The 14,066-nt window shown below is 47.5% G+C and carries 11 protein-coding genes; 7 read left to right on the top strand and 4 right to left on the bottom strand.

Annotation, left to right across the window (positions count from 1 at the left end; genetic code table 11):
- Positions 1 to 4: 4 nt before the first annotated feature.
- Positions 5 to 733, bottom strand: coding sequence for a ZIP family metal transporter (locus LEPBO_RS0135125; RefSeq protein ID WP_026149160.1), 729 nt, complete (start codon positions 731 to 733; stop codon positions 5 to 7).
- A 382-nt stretch (positions 734 to 1,115) separates the two neighbouring features.
- Between LEPBO_RS0135125 and LEPBO_RS0135120 the strand changes: the two genes are divergently transcribed.
- The 6 genes from LEPBO_RS0135120 (at position 1,116) to mrdA (ending at position 8,009) form a co-directional block, all read left to right on the top strand.
- On the top strand, positions 1,116 to 1,496 hold the full coding sequence (locus tag LEPBO_RS0135120; protein ID WP_017292276.1) for an ArsR/SmtB family transcription factor: 381 nt from the start codon (positions 1,116 to 1,118) through the stop codon (positions 1,494 to 1,496).
- A gap of 72 nt (positions 1,497 to 1,568) precedes the next feature.
- Positions 1,569 to 3,593: a heavy metal translocating P-type ATPase gene (locus LEPBO_RS0135115; RefSeq protein ID WP_017292275.1), complete on the top strand. Its 2,025-nt coding sequence runs from the start codon at positions 1,569 to 1,571 to the stop codon at positions 3,591 to 3,593.
- Positions 3,594 to 3,668: 75 nt separating this feature from the next.
- Positions 3,669 to 4,601 (top strand): vitamin K epoxide reductase family protein, encoded by a 933-nt coding sequence (locus LEPBO_RS0135110; RefSeq protein ID WP_017292274.1) that lies wholly within the window; start codon positions 3,669 to 3,671, stop codon positions 4,599 to 4,601.
- A gap of 8 nt (positions 4,602 to 4,609) precedes the next feature.
- On the top strand, positions 4,610 to 5,254 hold the full coding sequence (locus LEPBO_RS0135105) for a cation diffusion facilitator family transporter (RefSeq protein ID WP_017292273.1): 645 nt from the start codon (positions 4,610 to 4,612) through the stop codon (positions 5,252 to 5,254).
- Between the two features lie 23 nt (positions 5,255 to 5,277).
- On the top strand, positions 5,278 to 6,105 hold the full coding sequence (locus tag LEPBO_RS0135100) for a CPBP family intramembrane glutamic endopeptidase (protein WP_017292272.1): 828 nt from the start codon (positions 5,278 to 5,280) through the stop codon (positions 6,103 to 6,105).
- Between the two features lie 77 nt (positions 6,106 to 6,182).
- Positions 6,183 to 8,009: a penicillin-binding protein 2 gene (mrdA, locus tag LEPBO_RS0135095; protein WP_017292271.1), complete on the top strand. Its 1,827-nt coding sequence runs from the start codon at positions 6,183 to 6,185 to the stop codon at positions 8,007 to 8,009.
- A 324-nt stretch (positions 8,010 to 8,333) separates the two neighbouring features.
- Here mrdA and LEPBO_RS0135090 read toward each other — a convergent pair whose 3' ends face one another.
- The 3 genes from LEPBO_RS0135090 to LEPBO_RS39545 form a co-directional block, all read right to left on the bottom strand.
- Complete coding sequence (locus LEPBO_RS0135090; protein WP_017292270.1) at positions 8,334 to 9,488, bottom strand: ZIP family metal transporter; 1,155 nt, start codon at positions 9,486 to 9,488, stop codon at positions 8,334 to 8,336.
- Complete coding sequence (locus tag LEPBO_RS0135085; RefSeq protein ID WP_017292269.1) at positions 9,485 to 10,573, bottom strand: multicopper oxidase domain-containing protein; 1,089 nt, start codon at positions 10,571 to 10,573, stop codon at positions 9,485 to 9,487. Before LEPBO_RS0135085 ends, LEPBO_RS0135090 begins: the two co-directional genes overlap by 4 nt.
- 430 nt (positions 10,574 to 11,003) lie before the next feature.
- On the bottom strand, positions 11,004 to 11,366 hold the full coding sequence (locus LEPBO_RS39545; RefSeq protein WP_017292267.1) for an ArsR/SmtB family transcription factor: 363 nt from the start codon (positions 11,364 to 11,366) through the stop codon (positions 11,004 to 11,006).
- Positions 11,367 to 11,510: 144 nt separating this feature from the next.
- Here LEPBO_RS39545 and LEPBO_RS0135070 point away from each other — a divergent pair, with 144 nt between their 5' ends.
- A complete protein-coding gene (locus tag LEPBO_RS0135070; protein ID WP_017292266.1) occupies positions 11,511 to 13,949 on the top strand; it encodes a heavy metal translocating P-type ATPase in 2,439 nt (812 codons plus the stop codon).
- Positions 13,950 to 14,066: the final 117 nt, after the last annotated feature.

Raw genomic sequence — 14,066 nt, 5'->3', positions numbered from 1 at the left:
AATATTACTTCGTTAGCATTTCCAGTAAGAAGATCATCAGAAAGCCAGCAAAGAAGGTTGCGGTTAATAACGGTGACTCTTCGATTTCGTGTGCCTCAGTCAGTAACTCTTCTGTCACGAGAAACAACAGCGCTGCGGTTCCGAACGCAATTAAGCCTGCTAATGCTACCCCGGTAAACGCTTGAGATAACAATCCTCCGGTCACTGCACTCAGCACAAACAGCAGGCTCAAACCCGCAAGTACGATCAGCGTCTTTCGCTGTGGGATGCGTTTTCCAGTTAAATTTGCAGTTGTTGCAATTCCCAGTGACAGTAACTCGATCGTCAGTGCAACCGTAAGCAGAATGCCTTCTTTTGCGCCTGCGACAAACCCGATGCCCAACATTAACCCATCGATCGCTAAATCGATTCCAGTTGCCATCAAAAAACCACTTGGTAGCCGTCCGGCTTGCCCTTTTTCGGCGGATTCGGCTCGACTTGTCCAAGAGCGAATGGTTAACATCAAAGCGGTTCCAAGCGTAAACCCGATCGCGGTCGTTGCGATTTTATGCTCATGAACTAAATCCGGAATAAATTCCGCTGAGACGACCGCAAAAACAACCCCTGCTGCAAAATGTAAGACTGCGCTCCGTAGATTTTGTCCCGGAATGCGAACCGTAGCTATACCACCCGCGAGAAGCATGATGACGGCAGGGATAAATGAGAAGTTAACAAGCTTCCACAATAGATCCATTGTTCTCCAGTCAGGCTTTAGAGCGTTAGGTGGATAGACTACCAGAAATTCTTGCTTCCGCTTGCTACCTTCAAAGAAGTCGATGAATGAAGAAAGCCTGAAGGCTAGAAACTACAAGCTCAGGCTTTCTCAGTAGGGTGTGTGAGGAGTGACAACTGCGCTGAGGCGATAGCCTGAATCAGTGCAGCGATATTTCTACTTTAATCAGTAGGGATGAAACGCTGATGAAATTTTTGTCTAACTTGAGCAGAGAAATTATGGCAACAGAATCGAGTTCAGAAATTGCGTAAAAAGCTTGATCTGCGATCGTAATCTGGACTATATTATTAAACCAATATCTGAATATTTATTCAGATATTAAATTGATTCTAGGTCAGCCGCCGTGAGTAACCTTTCTCAATCTTCCGAGCTTCTGAATTGCGAAGTTCCAGTCGTACATCTCGATCAGGTTCGTCAAGTTCAGCCGGGTTTACTAACCATGACCCAAGCGCAACATATGGCGGAATTTTTCGGTGTGTTAGCCGATCCGAATCGATTGAGATTGCTGTCAGCTTTAGCAAAGCAAGAACTGTGCGTTTGTGATTTGGCAGCAGTGCTGAAGATGAGTGAGTCGGCGGTATCCCATCAACTGCGAGTTCTCAGGGCAACCCGCCTGGTGAACTATCGCAAAGAAGGACGCAACGTTTACTACAGTTTGGCAGATCATCATGTTCTGAATCTTTATCAAGAGGTTCACGCGCATCTTTCTCACTCTGAAGCCTAACCCGTTGATTTTTTTACGAAACATCTGAATTTTTGTTCAGACATTCAAAAACACACTCACCAAGGAGACTCAATGAAAGCAAGAAAACCAACTCAGTCAAGCTGCTGCGGTCACGACGACCACCACGATCATCAGCCGCGCAAAACGGCTCATGACCACACCGCAGGACATAGCCACGACGACCGTCATAGCCACAGTCACGACGATGATGACCATGATCATAGTCATGGCGGTGGGGATCTCAAGCAGGAAATCATCGTTACTGCGATCGTGGTTGTTCTGTTCTTAATTGGCTTTATCTTCGAGCAACAATTGCACAATACGCCCTATTCAATTGCGGAATATGCTGTCTTGATTCCGGCGTATCTCTTGAGCGGTTGGGGCGTTTTGAGTAGTGCTGGACGCAATATTCTGAAAGGGAAAGTCTTTGATGAGAATTTCCTGATGACGATCGCAACGCTAGGCGCGATCGCGATTCATCTATTGCCGGAGGCGGTTGCGGTGATGCTATTCTTCCGCATTGGGGAACTGTTTCAAGAATCTGCGGTGGGTCGATCGCGCAAATCAATTAGCGCGTTGTTAGAAGTCCGTCCTGATACCGCAAATTTGAAGATCAACGGAGAAGTGAGACAAGTTTCTCCAGAATCCGTCAAAGTTGGCGATATGATTCTGGTCAAGCCTGGAGAGAAGGTTCCGCTTGATGGTGAAATTTTAGACGGCAATTCGCAGGTTGATACCTCTGCGCTGACAGGTGAATCGGTTCCACGTACTGTTAAACCTGGCGAAACGGTTCTAGCAGGCATGATTAACCAATCGGGTGTACTCACGATCAGAACGACAAAGCTGTTTGGCGAATCGTCGATCGCTCGAATTTTAGAGCTAGTCGAGAACGCCAGCAGCAAGAAAGCCGAAACCGAGAAATTTATCCGTAAGTTTGCCAAAATCTACACACCGATCGTAGTGTTCTTGTCATTGGCAGTGGCAATCCTTCCGCCATTGTTTATGAACAATCCAACTGATGCAGATCGCTTCCGTTGGGTCTACAATGCTTTGGTTTTGCTGGTGATTTCCTGCCCATGTGGATTGGTAATTAGTATTCCACTCGGCTATTTTGGCGGCGTTGGGGGTGCAGCAAAACGAGGTGTGCTAGTCAAAGGCTCCACTTATCTAGACACACTTGCAGCCGTGAATACGGTTGTGTTTGACAAGACAGGGACTTTGACTCAAGGTGTGTTTAAAGTCACTCAAATTATTCCAAAGAATGGCTTTACCGAAGAGAAGTTACTAGCCCTTGCAGCCCAAGTAGAATCCCATTCAAATCATCCGGTAGCTCAGTCGATTCGGACAGCTTATGGTCGAGCGATCGGTGAGTCTCAAGTTCAAGACTACAAAGAAATTGCAGGGCATGGAATCCAAGCAAAAGTTGGCAATCAGCTTGTGATTGCAGGCAACGATCGTCTACTACACCGTGAAAACATTGCTCACGATGTCTGTCAAGTTGATGGAACAGTTGTGCATCTAGCTGCTAACGGTACTTATGCAGGTCGTATCATTATTGCAGATGAGCTAAAAGAAGATGCAGTCGAGGCAATTCGATCGCTGAGAAAAATCGGCGTTGAAAAAACAATTATGCTGACAGGCGACAATCAAAGCGTTGCCGATGGTGTGGCGAGACAACTAGGCTTGAGCGGCTATCGAGCGGAACTTTTACCTGAAGGGAAAGTCGAAGCGATCGAGCAAATCTTACGTGAATCTGGTAAAGGAAAAGTCGCTTTTGTGGGAGATGGGATCAATGATGCTCCAGTGATTGCGCGGGCAGATGTGGGGATGGCAATGGGTGGACTTGGCTCAGATGCCGCGATCGAAACGGCGGATGTGGTAATCATGACCGATGCTCCATCCAAAATTGCTGAAGCCATTCAAATCGGACGCAAGACTCACCGAATTGTAATTCAGAACATTGTGTTAGCGATGGCAGTGAAGGGCTTCTTTATCATTCTGGGTGCATTTGGACTCGCAAGCCTCTGGGAAGCGGTATTTGCCGATGTGGGCGTGGCGCTACTTGCCGTTCTCAATGCGAACCGGGTTGTGAGATAACACAGTTTGCTTTACTGGGACGAAAAGCTTTTCTTTTCATCCCAAACTTATTGACATCAGGAGGTTTAAAGCTTTATGCCGCGTAAACGATCGACCCCTTGGATTTATCGCTGGTCACGCTTCATCATGGCAGGACTGGCAACGATCGGAGCCGTCGTGACGGGTTATTTAACGATCGTCAAATTCTCTCAAAGTTCGACGGCTTGCCCGACGAATGGATGTGACATTGTTCTATCCAGTCCCTATGCAACTGTGTTTGGATTACCGTTAGCGTTGTACGGGTTCTTAGCGTATGTCAGCATGATCGGGTTTGCGATCGCGCCTTTGTTAATCAATCCCGAAAAAGATAAGACCTTGCGCTCGAAACTCGAAAACTGGACAGGGTTATTCCTGTTTATGGGTGCAACGGCAATGACAATTTTTAGCGGCTACTTAATGTACTTGATTGCATTCGAGATCAAAGCCGTTTGTGTGTACTGCGTGGGTTCTGCTTTCCTATCATTTAGTTTGTTTGTGGTGTCGATCATCGGTCGCGATTGGCAGGATGTAGGACAACTCTTTTTCAGTGGAATTGTTGTCGCAATGGTTGTTTTAATTGGAACAATGGGCGTTTATGCAGGAGTGAAGAATCCTGAAATTGCCGATCGCGCCATTCCAGGAGAAGCAGGTTCACCAATCACGACTTCATCCGGTGCGGCTGAACTGGCTTTAGCGGCTCATCTTAAACAGGTAGGAGCCAAGATGTATGGCGCGTTTTGGTGTCCTCACTGCCATGACCAAAAACAGCTTTTTGGCAAAGAAGCATTTAACCAGATTAATTACGTTGAATGTGATCCGAAAGGGAAGAATCCTCAGCCTGATGTCTGTCAAGCAGAAGGTGTGAAAGGATATCCGACTTGGAAAGTAAACGGTCAGACAGTTTCTGGAACACAATCTTTAGAGGAACTCGCTCGACTGTCGGGCTACCAAGGCGCACGTAATTTTCAGAACGTAAAGCCCTCGCCTTAATTAGACCCTTGAATACTCTAAATACAACTGAAAATCAACAGCAGCAAAAGGTAAAACGCCTCTGGTGGGTGTTTGGTTTACGCAGTGGGCTTTTTCTAGTTGAACTAGGAGCCGGACTTTGGAGCCATAGCCTATCGCTGCTAGCAGGATCAGGGCATTTATTCTCAGACCTAATTACGCTAGGGCTGACGCTACTTGCAACCTGGCTCACAAAACGTCGATCGACAACTCAAACCGTAGTCAATCAAAATAGACGGATCGAGGCTTGGATTGCTTTGCTGAATGGAGTCAGTTTAGCGATCGTTGCAATGCTTCTCGGCTGGGAAGCGATCGAACATCTCCAAGCGCCTGAACCTGTATTGGGCTTACCCTTACTGGGTGCAGCAGCGCTAAGTTTGATCATCAACGGTTTGAGTCTCTATCTTCTACAAAACGACCATCATCATGATTTGAATCTGCGCGGCGTGTTTTTGCATGGCGTTGCAGATGCCGCGAGTTCAATTGGGGTAATGGTTGCAGCTTTAGCGGTTTATTTCTTGAATTGGGTCTGGGTGGATGCGGCAATCGGTTTACTCGTCGCCTTGCTGATTTGTTTTAGTACAATTTCACTGATTAAAGATAGCTTGCGAATTTTGCGGCATCAATCTGCTTAGGCAATGTATAGAGCATTAACCGAATGTCCGTATTATACCTGTCGCCCCGTATTGCTCGTTATCCCGTATCTGCAAGGTTAGCAATTTTTGTCATCACATTGCTAGGGCTATGGTTGCCGATCGCGCTGCCCATCTACTGGATTTGGGGCACAAACAACACCATCAGCATCATTACAGTTCTGGCACTCTATGCCGAATTTGTCGGATTGCTCTGGATCTGGGGGCGAACGGTTCATCAAGATACTCGCCCGCTTCAGCAGCACGGATTACTGAGAACTCGGCAGAATTGGCGAGAGCTATTGAAAGGGATAGTTATTGGAGTCGTGAGCCTGTTTTGCTTGTTCTTAGTAGAAGGCGCAATCGGCTGGATTGAATGGCAACCAATTCCGCAAAACTTACTCAGAATCATCTTAGAAGGGTTACTCGTCGCATTCGGTGTAGGACTGGCAGAGGAGCTACTTTTTCGCGGTTGGCTGGTCAATGAATTGCGATGGAACTATCGCCCACAACTTGCGATATGGATGAGCAGTACAGCTTATGCTTCCTTTCACTTCATTAAACCCTGGTCAGAAATTCTGCGAACGCTGCCTAGCTTTCCGGGATTGTTGCTACTGGGTCTAACGCTCGGCTGGGCGAGGCAATTTCATCAGGGACGCTTGGGATATGCGATCGGGCTTCATGCAGGTTTGGTCTGGGGCTACTACATCATCAATGTGGGGAATTGGGTGCGATACTTGGATCGAGTTCCTGTTTGGGTGACAGGGATCGATCGTAATCCACTCGCGGGGGGCATGGGGCTATTGTTTCTCAGTGCGATCGCACTAAGCTTGCGCCTCAAGTACTGGACTTAAAGCATACGTATTTACACAACCAAGATGATTTCAGCATCGCTGCTTATAGGATCGTGATTTAATCTCAGCAAGTTTGTATGACTAAGTTTCTATCGTCTTCGACTCGTCGATTTGATTGGGTTCATTCACGAGTCCAAAAGACTGCTATCCGACGCAAACGCAAGGCAGTGATTCTAATGTTGCTGACAGCACTCATTCTGTTGGGCGGTTTAGGCGGTCGCTTATTCTATGTACAGATTGTTCAAGGAAAGTACTATGCTCAACTTGCCCAACAGAATCGGGTTCGACTAATTTCTACACGAGAAGAACGAGGAAGAATCTTAGATCGTAAAGGTCGAATTTTAGCAGGAAGCAAGCTTTCCTATTTAGTAGCGCTTCAACCGTCTGCTCACAAGCCAGCCGAATGGAATACGATTCTGAGTCGCCTCTCTAAAGTTCTGGACATTACGACAGATACCCTTCAGCAACACTTAAAGCAAGCGGCAAATCGTTCTCAATGGGCTGTTGTGGTGAAACGAGGAATTAATGCCGCTGAAGTGACTCGAATTAAGGAACAACTCAGCAATTTTCAAGGCGTTGAGGTGCGGCAGGATTTGATGCGCGTCTATCCAAATGGAACATTAGCGGCTCATGTCTTGGGATATGTGGGTGAAATTGATGCTGAGACGATGAAAGCTCGTCAGAATCAGGACTATCATTTTGGCGATCTGATTGGTAAAGCAGGCATTGAAGCGGCTTATGAATTACAACTTCGGGGGCAACAGGGAGGGCAGCAAGTTGAAGTGAATGGAGTTGGGCAAATTATTAAGAAGTTGGCTGATAAACCTGCTCAACCGGGTCAAGAAATTCAACTCACGCTGGATTTAGAGTTGCAGAAAGCAGCAGAGACGGCATTAGGCGATCGCGTTGGTGCGATTGTTGCACTCAACCCTAACACTGGTGAAGTGTTAGCAATGGCGAGCCGTCCTGATTTTGATCCCAATCTATTTACTAAGCGGATTAGCCCGCAAGCGTGGCAACAACTTCAAGCAAAACAGTTTCCCTTCGTCAACCGGGCATTGCAAGCCTATCCGCCTGCCAGCACCTTCAAAGTGATCACCGCGATCGCGGCATTGGAGTCCGGCAAATATAGTGCGAATACCGTTCTGGATACCTATCCTTATCTTTCGATCGGCGGTAGCCAGATTTGGGAATCGAATCGATCGGGATTTGGGCGAGTAGGATTTGTAGATGCACTGGCTTGGAGCAGCAACACCTTTTTCAGTCAGGTAGCCGTCGGAATAGGAGCTTCACCCATTCTTGACTGGGCAAGACGATTTGGAATGGGACAGAATACAGGAGTTGAACTATCAGCAGAAGAAGCACATGGGTTCGTGCCTGACCCAGATTGGAAACAAAAGCAACTGAAAGAAAGATGGTATGCCGGGGACACGATCAATACCTCGATCGGTCAAGGAATGATGCAGGTAACGCCGCTTCAGGCTGCTATCATGTTCGCAGCCGTAGGCAATGGAGGCTACCGCGTTCAACCTTTTCTGGTTAAAAAGAATCCGGCAATTTCAGTACGACAGCAAAAAAAATCACTCAACCTCAAGCCTGAGACGCTTCGGGTTTTACAAGCAGGATTGCGAAGTGTCGTCAGTAAAGGAACAGGACAAGCACTGAACGAAACGAGGCTGCCACCCGTTTCGGGTAAAAGTGGCACAGCCGAAGACCCGCCACGTCCTACTCACGCCTGGTTTGGAGCTTATGCACCGAGCGATAAACCTGAAATCGTCGTCGTCGCCTTTGCCGAAAATGCGGGGGGTGGAGGTGGCGCGATCGCTGCACCGATGGTTCGTCAAGTGATGGAAACCTATTTCAAAACAAAGCAGTCTGACACCGGAATGGAGCGGTCGGAATAAATGCTTGACGCTTTGAAGATTGCCTAACTGGAGAAAGAAATAGACTCAGTAGATCGATAAGTTTTTAGATCCTTCGCCAGTCAAGCATTACAGCAGAGGAACGAGGTCTTTTGGAAACCTTGTTTGACCGCCCTTTCGTTAACTGGGAGCGCGTGTTTCGCGGCTGAAATTCTTTTCTATTAACCCAAGCTAAGTAGCATCCTTTAATCTATTCTCATGTTGTTCTGTTAACTCAGACACTCTGCCGTTTGTGACAAAGCCATCCAATCTTGGTTTAGTAGCAATGCAGTTCTATTATCTGAAAGAAGCGTCGCGATTCAGATATTAGAAATTAACGAGAAGAGCAGTTCCATACATAATTGCTAGACCTAAAATAAATCCAATCAGGCTGACGGTTGAGAGCCAATGGCTACCGGATCGATGAGCCGTCCGCATCAGATATGCTCCAACCTCCACCATCACTTGCAGGATCGCTCCGACTCCAATTCCTAAGAAAACGGCTGCCCAGTGAGGCGAAAAGGTGAAGGCTCCAATCCAAGTACCAATCACAGCAGGCAGTCCTGCTAAGGCGATTAAACTGAGGAATGTCGTGAATTTAGGACGTGTATCAACTAGAGGCGCAGCAATTCCGATTCCCTCTGTAATGTTGTGCAGGGTGAACCCAACGACGAGCAGCGAACCAAGTGCCGCTTCTCCGGATGCAAAGGCAGTGCCAACTGCCAATCCCTCCCCCAAGTTATGCCAGCCAATTCCCAATGCTAGATAACTTGCAAGTGCCTTTCCTTCTGGAGAATTGCCACTTCGTCTGCCGATCGCCAAAATTGCAAGGAACGAGATGATAGCAACCAGCCAAACAAGCGCACTGGCGGAGAAAGCACTCGCCGACTTTGTTGCAAGTTCTAATCCTTCTTCCAGCGTGTCTACGAGAAGAAATGCCAACATGCCAACGGTCAGTGCCAAAATGAACTTCATTCCCTGTCCGCCCAACTGCTTCAAGGCTGGGTAGAACAGCATTCCCAGAGCGACAGGCATGACTCCTACATATATCCCCAGCAGTGCGTACGCCAAAATGCGACTCAACGAAATTTGCGGCGTTGGTACAGCAACGGCAATCTCATGATCGAATCCTATTCCCGTATTGGTGATGAACCGGATATGATGCGTTTCATCGCGCACCCAAGGGTAGGGCAATTTAATCCAAGCTGTTTGCAATCGAGGTAATTCTCCTGGTGGCGTTTGGGTAAAGTTCCGATAAGCTCCGTCAACCTGAACTTGGGCAATTTGCATCGGTTCTGAACCACTAGCTCTCACGAATAAAGAAATGCCATTATCATCGAGCAGCGTTCGCTCTACGGTAAGCTTCTCAATCGGAGGGGCTGAAACTCCCAAGGGTTCAAGTGGATTGCTAGAGAGAAATACTCCGATCGCGATCGCCAGTGCAACGAGCGGCAAGACGATCCAAAGCAACGTCTTTTTCATGCCACCACCTCAAACGCGCTCATCCAACCGAGTTCCAAAAATTCTGACTGGTGGGCGTGGAACATATAAATACCTGGTTCATGCTCCTGAAAAGTAAATTCCAGAATGCCTCGCTGGGCTTGGCATTGCATGACCGTATCAACTGTTCGCAGCGTTGGTGTTAACGTAGTGCCGTGGTCGTAGTAATCAAAAAAGTTTCCGTGGAGATGGAAAGAGTTGATCGGGTCAAACTCAGTGACATTGATCAAATACACTCGTACTGGGCGATCGCGCTCAATCCGAATCGGGCGTTTCATGAATTCATGGGGAATCGTGTTGATAGCATAGAATTCGTTTTCGTCATCAAAATTGGTATCAAACGCATTCATCACCATCAGAAACTCCTGCCACTTCGCATTTTGTGGGCTGCCAAGTAACCGAGACTGAGCTTTTTCTGGTTGGTCAGGATGTCGTTTAGGGTCAGGATCGATAATAAACGCGCCGTAGAGTCCCTTGTGTAAGTGCCGTTTGAACGGAGCAGAGTGACAATGATAGAGATGACAACCAAAGGGTTTGGCATCAAACTCATAAACTACTTCCTGATTAGGATATGCTTCGAGCGTACCAGGAATACCATCTTGCCGTGCTGAGTGAATGCCGTGAAAATGAAGCGTGTGTGGATGAACACCTGGATTTTTGAAGCGAATCCGGACGCGATCGCCCTCTGTCACTCGCAGGGTTGGACCTGGAACACGCCCATTATATGTCCAGGCAGGATAAATGACTCCAGGGGCAATCTCAACTTCCCGTTCTGCAACTGATATTTCAAACTCTCGCAACGTTCTGCCATCAGGCAATCGCGAGACTTTTCCTACCTCCCAATCTGTCAAAATAGCTTGTGGTTCAAACCCATTACGGGAATTGTCCACATCTCCCATCGTCATACTGCCTCCATGCACAGGGGCAGAATGACCTGAAGGTGTACTAGTGTCCGCAGAAGTGGGAGTTTGGGCAAAGACACTATCGGGCAGAAGCTTACCCAGTAATGCCCCAACACCCAATACACTACCTCCAATGAGTGATCGCCGCTTGAGGCTCAAATCCATAATTCCTTCTTTTCATATTTCTTTCATAATTCCACAAATTAACGCACTTTGATTAGTTTCAGCCATTAAAGTTTGTAAGTGGAGTGGATTAGCAGATGCTCAGGTTTTATGAAACTTATAGCCATCGACCAGGCGGTATACCTCTATCTCTTGACTCAGTATTAAGATTCACTCGATTTTGTAATTAGGCTGCTTTGACCACTTAAGTCCTTTTGGAAAAGACCTAAAAATGGAGTTGCTTTTGCTCCAGCAATCGCATGAGTAGGGGAGCGATCGCAAAAATAGTCATGCTGACACAAGCCGTCATCACTGCCCCAATCGACGCGATTCCTGCTATCAAAGGACATAACCAGCAATGAATTTAGGATGTAGAACATTTACATCTCATCGTTAGGGAAGAAAAAATGAAGTAGGCGTTGAGCAGTTAACTTCAATCGCTTGAGCACCGACTCAATTTATTTGCTGATGAAGATTCATAGTGAGAGCATTGACGAACGCCTTTCGCTACGTCTGCCAGCAATTCATCCGCTAAGTCTAAAAGCTTCGCAATTCGCACATCGGCAAGCTCGTAGTACATAAACCGTCCTTGCTGCTCGCGTATAACTAGATCACAGCAGCGCAGGCAACTGAGATGATTAGACACATTGGATTGGCTAAGTCCCGTCTGGTGAACGATTTCGCTCACTGTCAGCGGACCGCTCCGCAGGGTGTTCAGGATGGACAGACGAGAGGGATCAGAGAATCCTCGAAAGAGTTTCGCCTTCAGATCTGCCGTTCGAGTGCAGGTAGTCATTTGCTTACTGGCGCAGTTTAGACCATGACATATTATCAGTCAGTGATACATCATCAATGTATCACTGACTGATAATATATTACATATCAGCATCTGCTGATACGTTTGACCTCAATAAAAACACGATTTTGAAGGGCTGCCAAGATGAACTCAGCTTCAGTACTGAAAACTCTACAGGCACAGATCGGTGGCATGGACTGTGGCGGTTGCGCTAAGACGATCGAAGCGACGTTGCAGCAACTTCCCGGAGTCACTGAAGCGAAAGTCAGCTTTGCCACAGAACGGCTCAGCGTCACTTACGACTCGCAGCAGGTGAATGAAACCGCTATTCGTGATCGTGTTACTGCATTGGGTTACACCATTGAACCTATTCCAAATCAGACCACGCAAGTTCAAGTACCATCGACTCAAACGCTACAAGCACAGGTCAGCGGCATGGACTGCGGTGGTTGTGCTAGAACCATTGCCGCAAATTTACAACAGTTGTCAGGAGTCACTGAAGCAACGGTTAACTTCGCTTCAGAACGGTTAAATGTAATTTACGACCCGCAACAAGTCAGTGAAATCGACATCACTAAGCGCGTTACAGATTTAGGCTACACAGTCGAAATAGATCGGACAGCAAATTCATCTGCTGATGCGGACGGTACAATCGTAAACTCGGCTGATTGTTTGCCATCTCGCAACTCTGATTTGGGTGGGTGGCAATTCTGGCTCAAAACTCGCCGAGGACAAACAGTTGTTTTGAGTGGTATTGGATTGCTACTAGGATGGATTGCAGAACGGCTACTGTCACTCCCGTTAGTTGCTCAGGGATTTTATGCGATTAGTTTGATGATTGCGATCGTGCCTATTCTCCGAGCAGCCTGGATTGCGCTCAAACTGCGTCGAGCCGATATGAACCTGCTCATGACTTTAGCAGCAATCGGGGCAGCAATTTTGAATCAGTGGTTGCAGGGCGCACTCGTCATTTTTCTTTTTGCGCTCGGAACGACGCTGCAAAATTTCACACTCGGTCGGACCCGCAACGCCATTCGAGACTTAATGGATCTGACTCCTGCAACCGCAACAGTGAGGCGGAGTGGGCAAGAGGTCTCTGTTCCAGTTGCAAGGATTCAGATTGGGGAAATTTTAACCATTCGCCCTGGTCAGCGCATTGCGCTTGATGGTGTTGTCATATCTGGTCTGAGTGCAGTTGATCAGTCTCCGATTACTGGAGAATCCCTGCCAGAAAATAAGGAGAAAGGGGATCAAGTGTTTGCAGGAACGTTGAATCAGACCAGGTTTTTAGAAGTTGAAGTCACGCATACGGCTAGCGATACAACTGTTGCTCGGATTGTTCATTTGGTTGAAGAGGCTCAAGAAAGTCGTGCGCCCATTCAGCAATGGGTCGATCGCTTCTCTGCCATCTACACCCCAATCGTTTTGGCTCTCGCGGCTGGCATCACACTGATTCCGCCGCTTCTATTTGCCCAACCATTTCAGCCCTGGTTCTACAAAGCGCTGGTGTTGCTTGTCATTGCCTGCCCCTGTGCTTTAGTGATTGCCACGCCTGTTTCACTCATTAGCGCGATCGGAGCCGCCACTCGTCAAGGCGTACTGTTTAAGAGTGGAAATGCACTAGAGACTGCCGGACGGCTCACAACATTAGCCTTTGATAAAACAGGCACGATTACTCAAGGGCTACCAGTGGTGCAGAAGGTGCAGCATCTAGGTTCTATGAGTGCCAACATGGTGTTGCTCATTGCTGCCTCACTGGAGCAACAGTCAGAGCATCCGCTGGCAAAAGCGATCGTTGTTGCGGCAATGGCGCAAGGATTAGATCTGGAAGCTCCAGAATCGTTTACTGCTGTTCCTGGTAAAGGAATTTGGGCGAAGTTTGGACAGGCTGTTTATTTTGTAGGCAATCGCCGATTGTTTGAGGAGCAGAACATTGAGCTTTCAGCAGCCGCTAAATCGCTGTTAGCTGAAATTGAATCTCAAGGTCAGACTCCAGTGTTAATCGGAACACAACAAGGATTAGTTGGGGCGATCGCCTTGGCAGATGGAATCCGACTTGAATCCGCAGAAGCAGTACGTCTACTCAAACGCATTGGACTCAAACGACTGGTAATGCTTACAGGCGATCGCTCTGCGGTAGCAAGACAGGTTGCTCATGAAGTTGGCATTGAGGAGTACCAGGCTGAATTGCTGCCTGAAGATAAATTGCAAGCTATTTACAAGCTACGTCGCTCTGGTGTTGTGGGCATGGTTGGAGACGGCATCAATGATACGCCTGCTCTTTCTGCTGCCGATGTTAGTTTTGCAGTTGGTAAGATTGACGTGGCGCTGGAGGCGGCTGATGTCGTATTGGTTGGAAATGATTTAAGACGTTTAGGTGATGCTATTAACCTTAGCCGTCGCACCCTATTAGTAATTCAACAAAGTATTGCTATTGCCCTAGTTCTGAACGCTACATTCATCATTCTGGGAGTTTTGGGTGTGATTGGACTCCCGATCGCAGTCTTTGAAGACATGGGATCTTCCTTGCTAGTAACACTCAATGCCATGCGTTTATTCAAGATTAAAATCAACGAAGCCTAGACGTTCCTGCTCCGGCAAAGAAACGATGTCCGTAATTCTTTTTGCGGTTCTGATTGCTGGACTTAATGCTTGATTGTATGAGTGGCGATCGGATGATTTTAGGATGCGGTAGTGACT

Origin of the sequence: Leptolyngbya boryana PCC 6306, from assembly GCF_000353285.1 — a bacterium.
GTDB lineage: Bacteria > Cyanobacteriota > Cyanobacteriia > Leptolyngbyales > Leptolyngbyaceae > Leptolyngbya > Leptolyngbya boryana.
Note: the sequence above shows the minus strand (reverse complement) of the source record. Positions and strands in the feature narration are given on the sequence as shown.

Bases quoted from the DNA above. Each gene is read 5' to 3' on its own strand.
- LEPBO_RS39545 (WP_017292267.1), bottom strand. From the start codon at position 11,366: ATGACTACCTGCACTCGAACGGCAGATCTGAAGGCGAAACTCTTTCGA.
- LEPBO_RS0135070 (WP_017292266.1), top strand. From the start codon at position 11,511: ATGAACTCAGCTTCAGTACTGAAAACTCTACAGGCACAGATCGGTGGC.
- LEPBO_RS0135100 (WP_017292272.1), top strand. From the start codon at position 5,278: ATGTCCGTATTATACCTGTCGCCCCGTATTGCTCGTTATCCCGTATCT.
- LEPBO_RS0135125 (WP_026149160.1), bottom strand. From the start codon at position 733: ATGGATCTATTGTGGAAGCTTGTTAACTTCTCATTTATCCCTGCCGTC.
- LEPBO_RS0135115 (WP_017292275.1), top strand. From the start codon at position 1,569: ATGAAAGCAAGAAAACCAACTCAGTCAAGCTGCTGCGGTCACGACGAC.
- LEPBO_RS0135085 (WP_017292269.1), bottom strand. From the start codon at position 10,573: ATGGATTTGAGCCTCAAGCGGCGATCACTCATTGGAGGTAGTGTATTG.
- LEPBO_RS0135110 (WP_017292274.1), top strand. From the start codon at position 3,669: ATGCCGCGTAAACGATCGACCCCTTGGATTTATCGCTGGTCACGCTTC.
- mrdA (WP_017292271.1), top strand. From the start codon at position 6,183: ATGACTAAGTTTCTATCGTCTTCGACTCGTCGATTTGATTGGGTTCAT.
- LEPBO_RS0135090 (WP_017292270.1), bottom strand. From the start codon at position 9,488: ATGAAAAAGACGTTGCTTTGGATCGTCTTGCCGCTCGTTGCACTGGCG.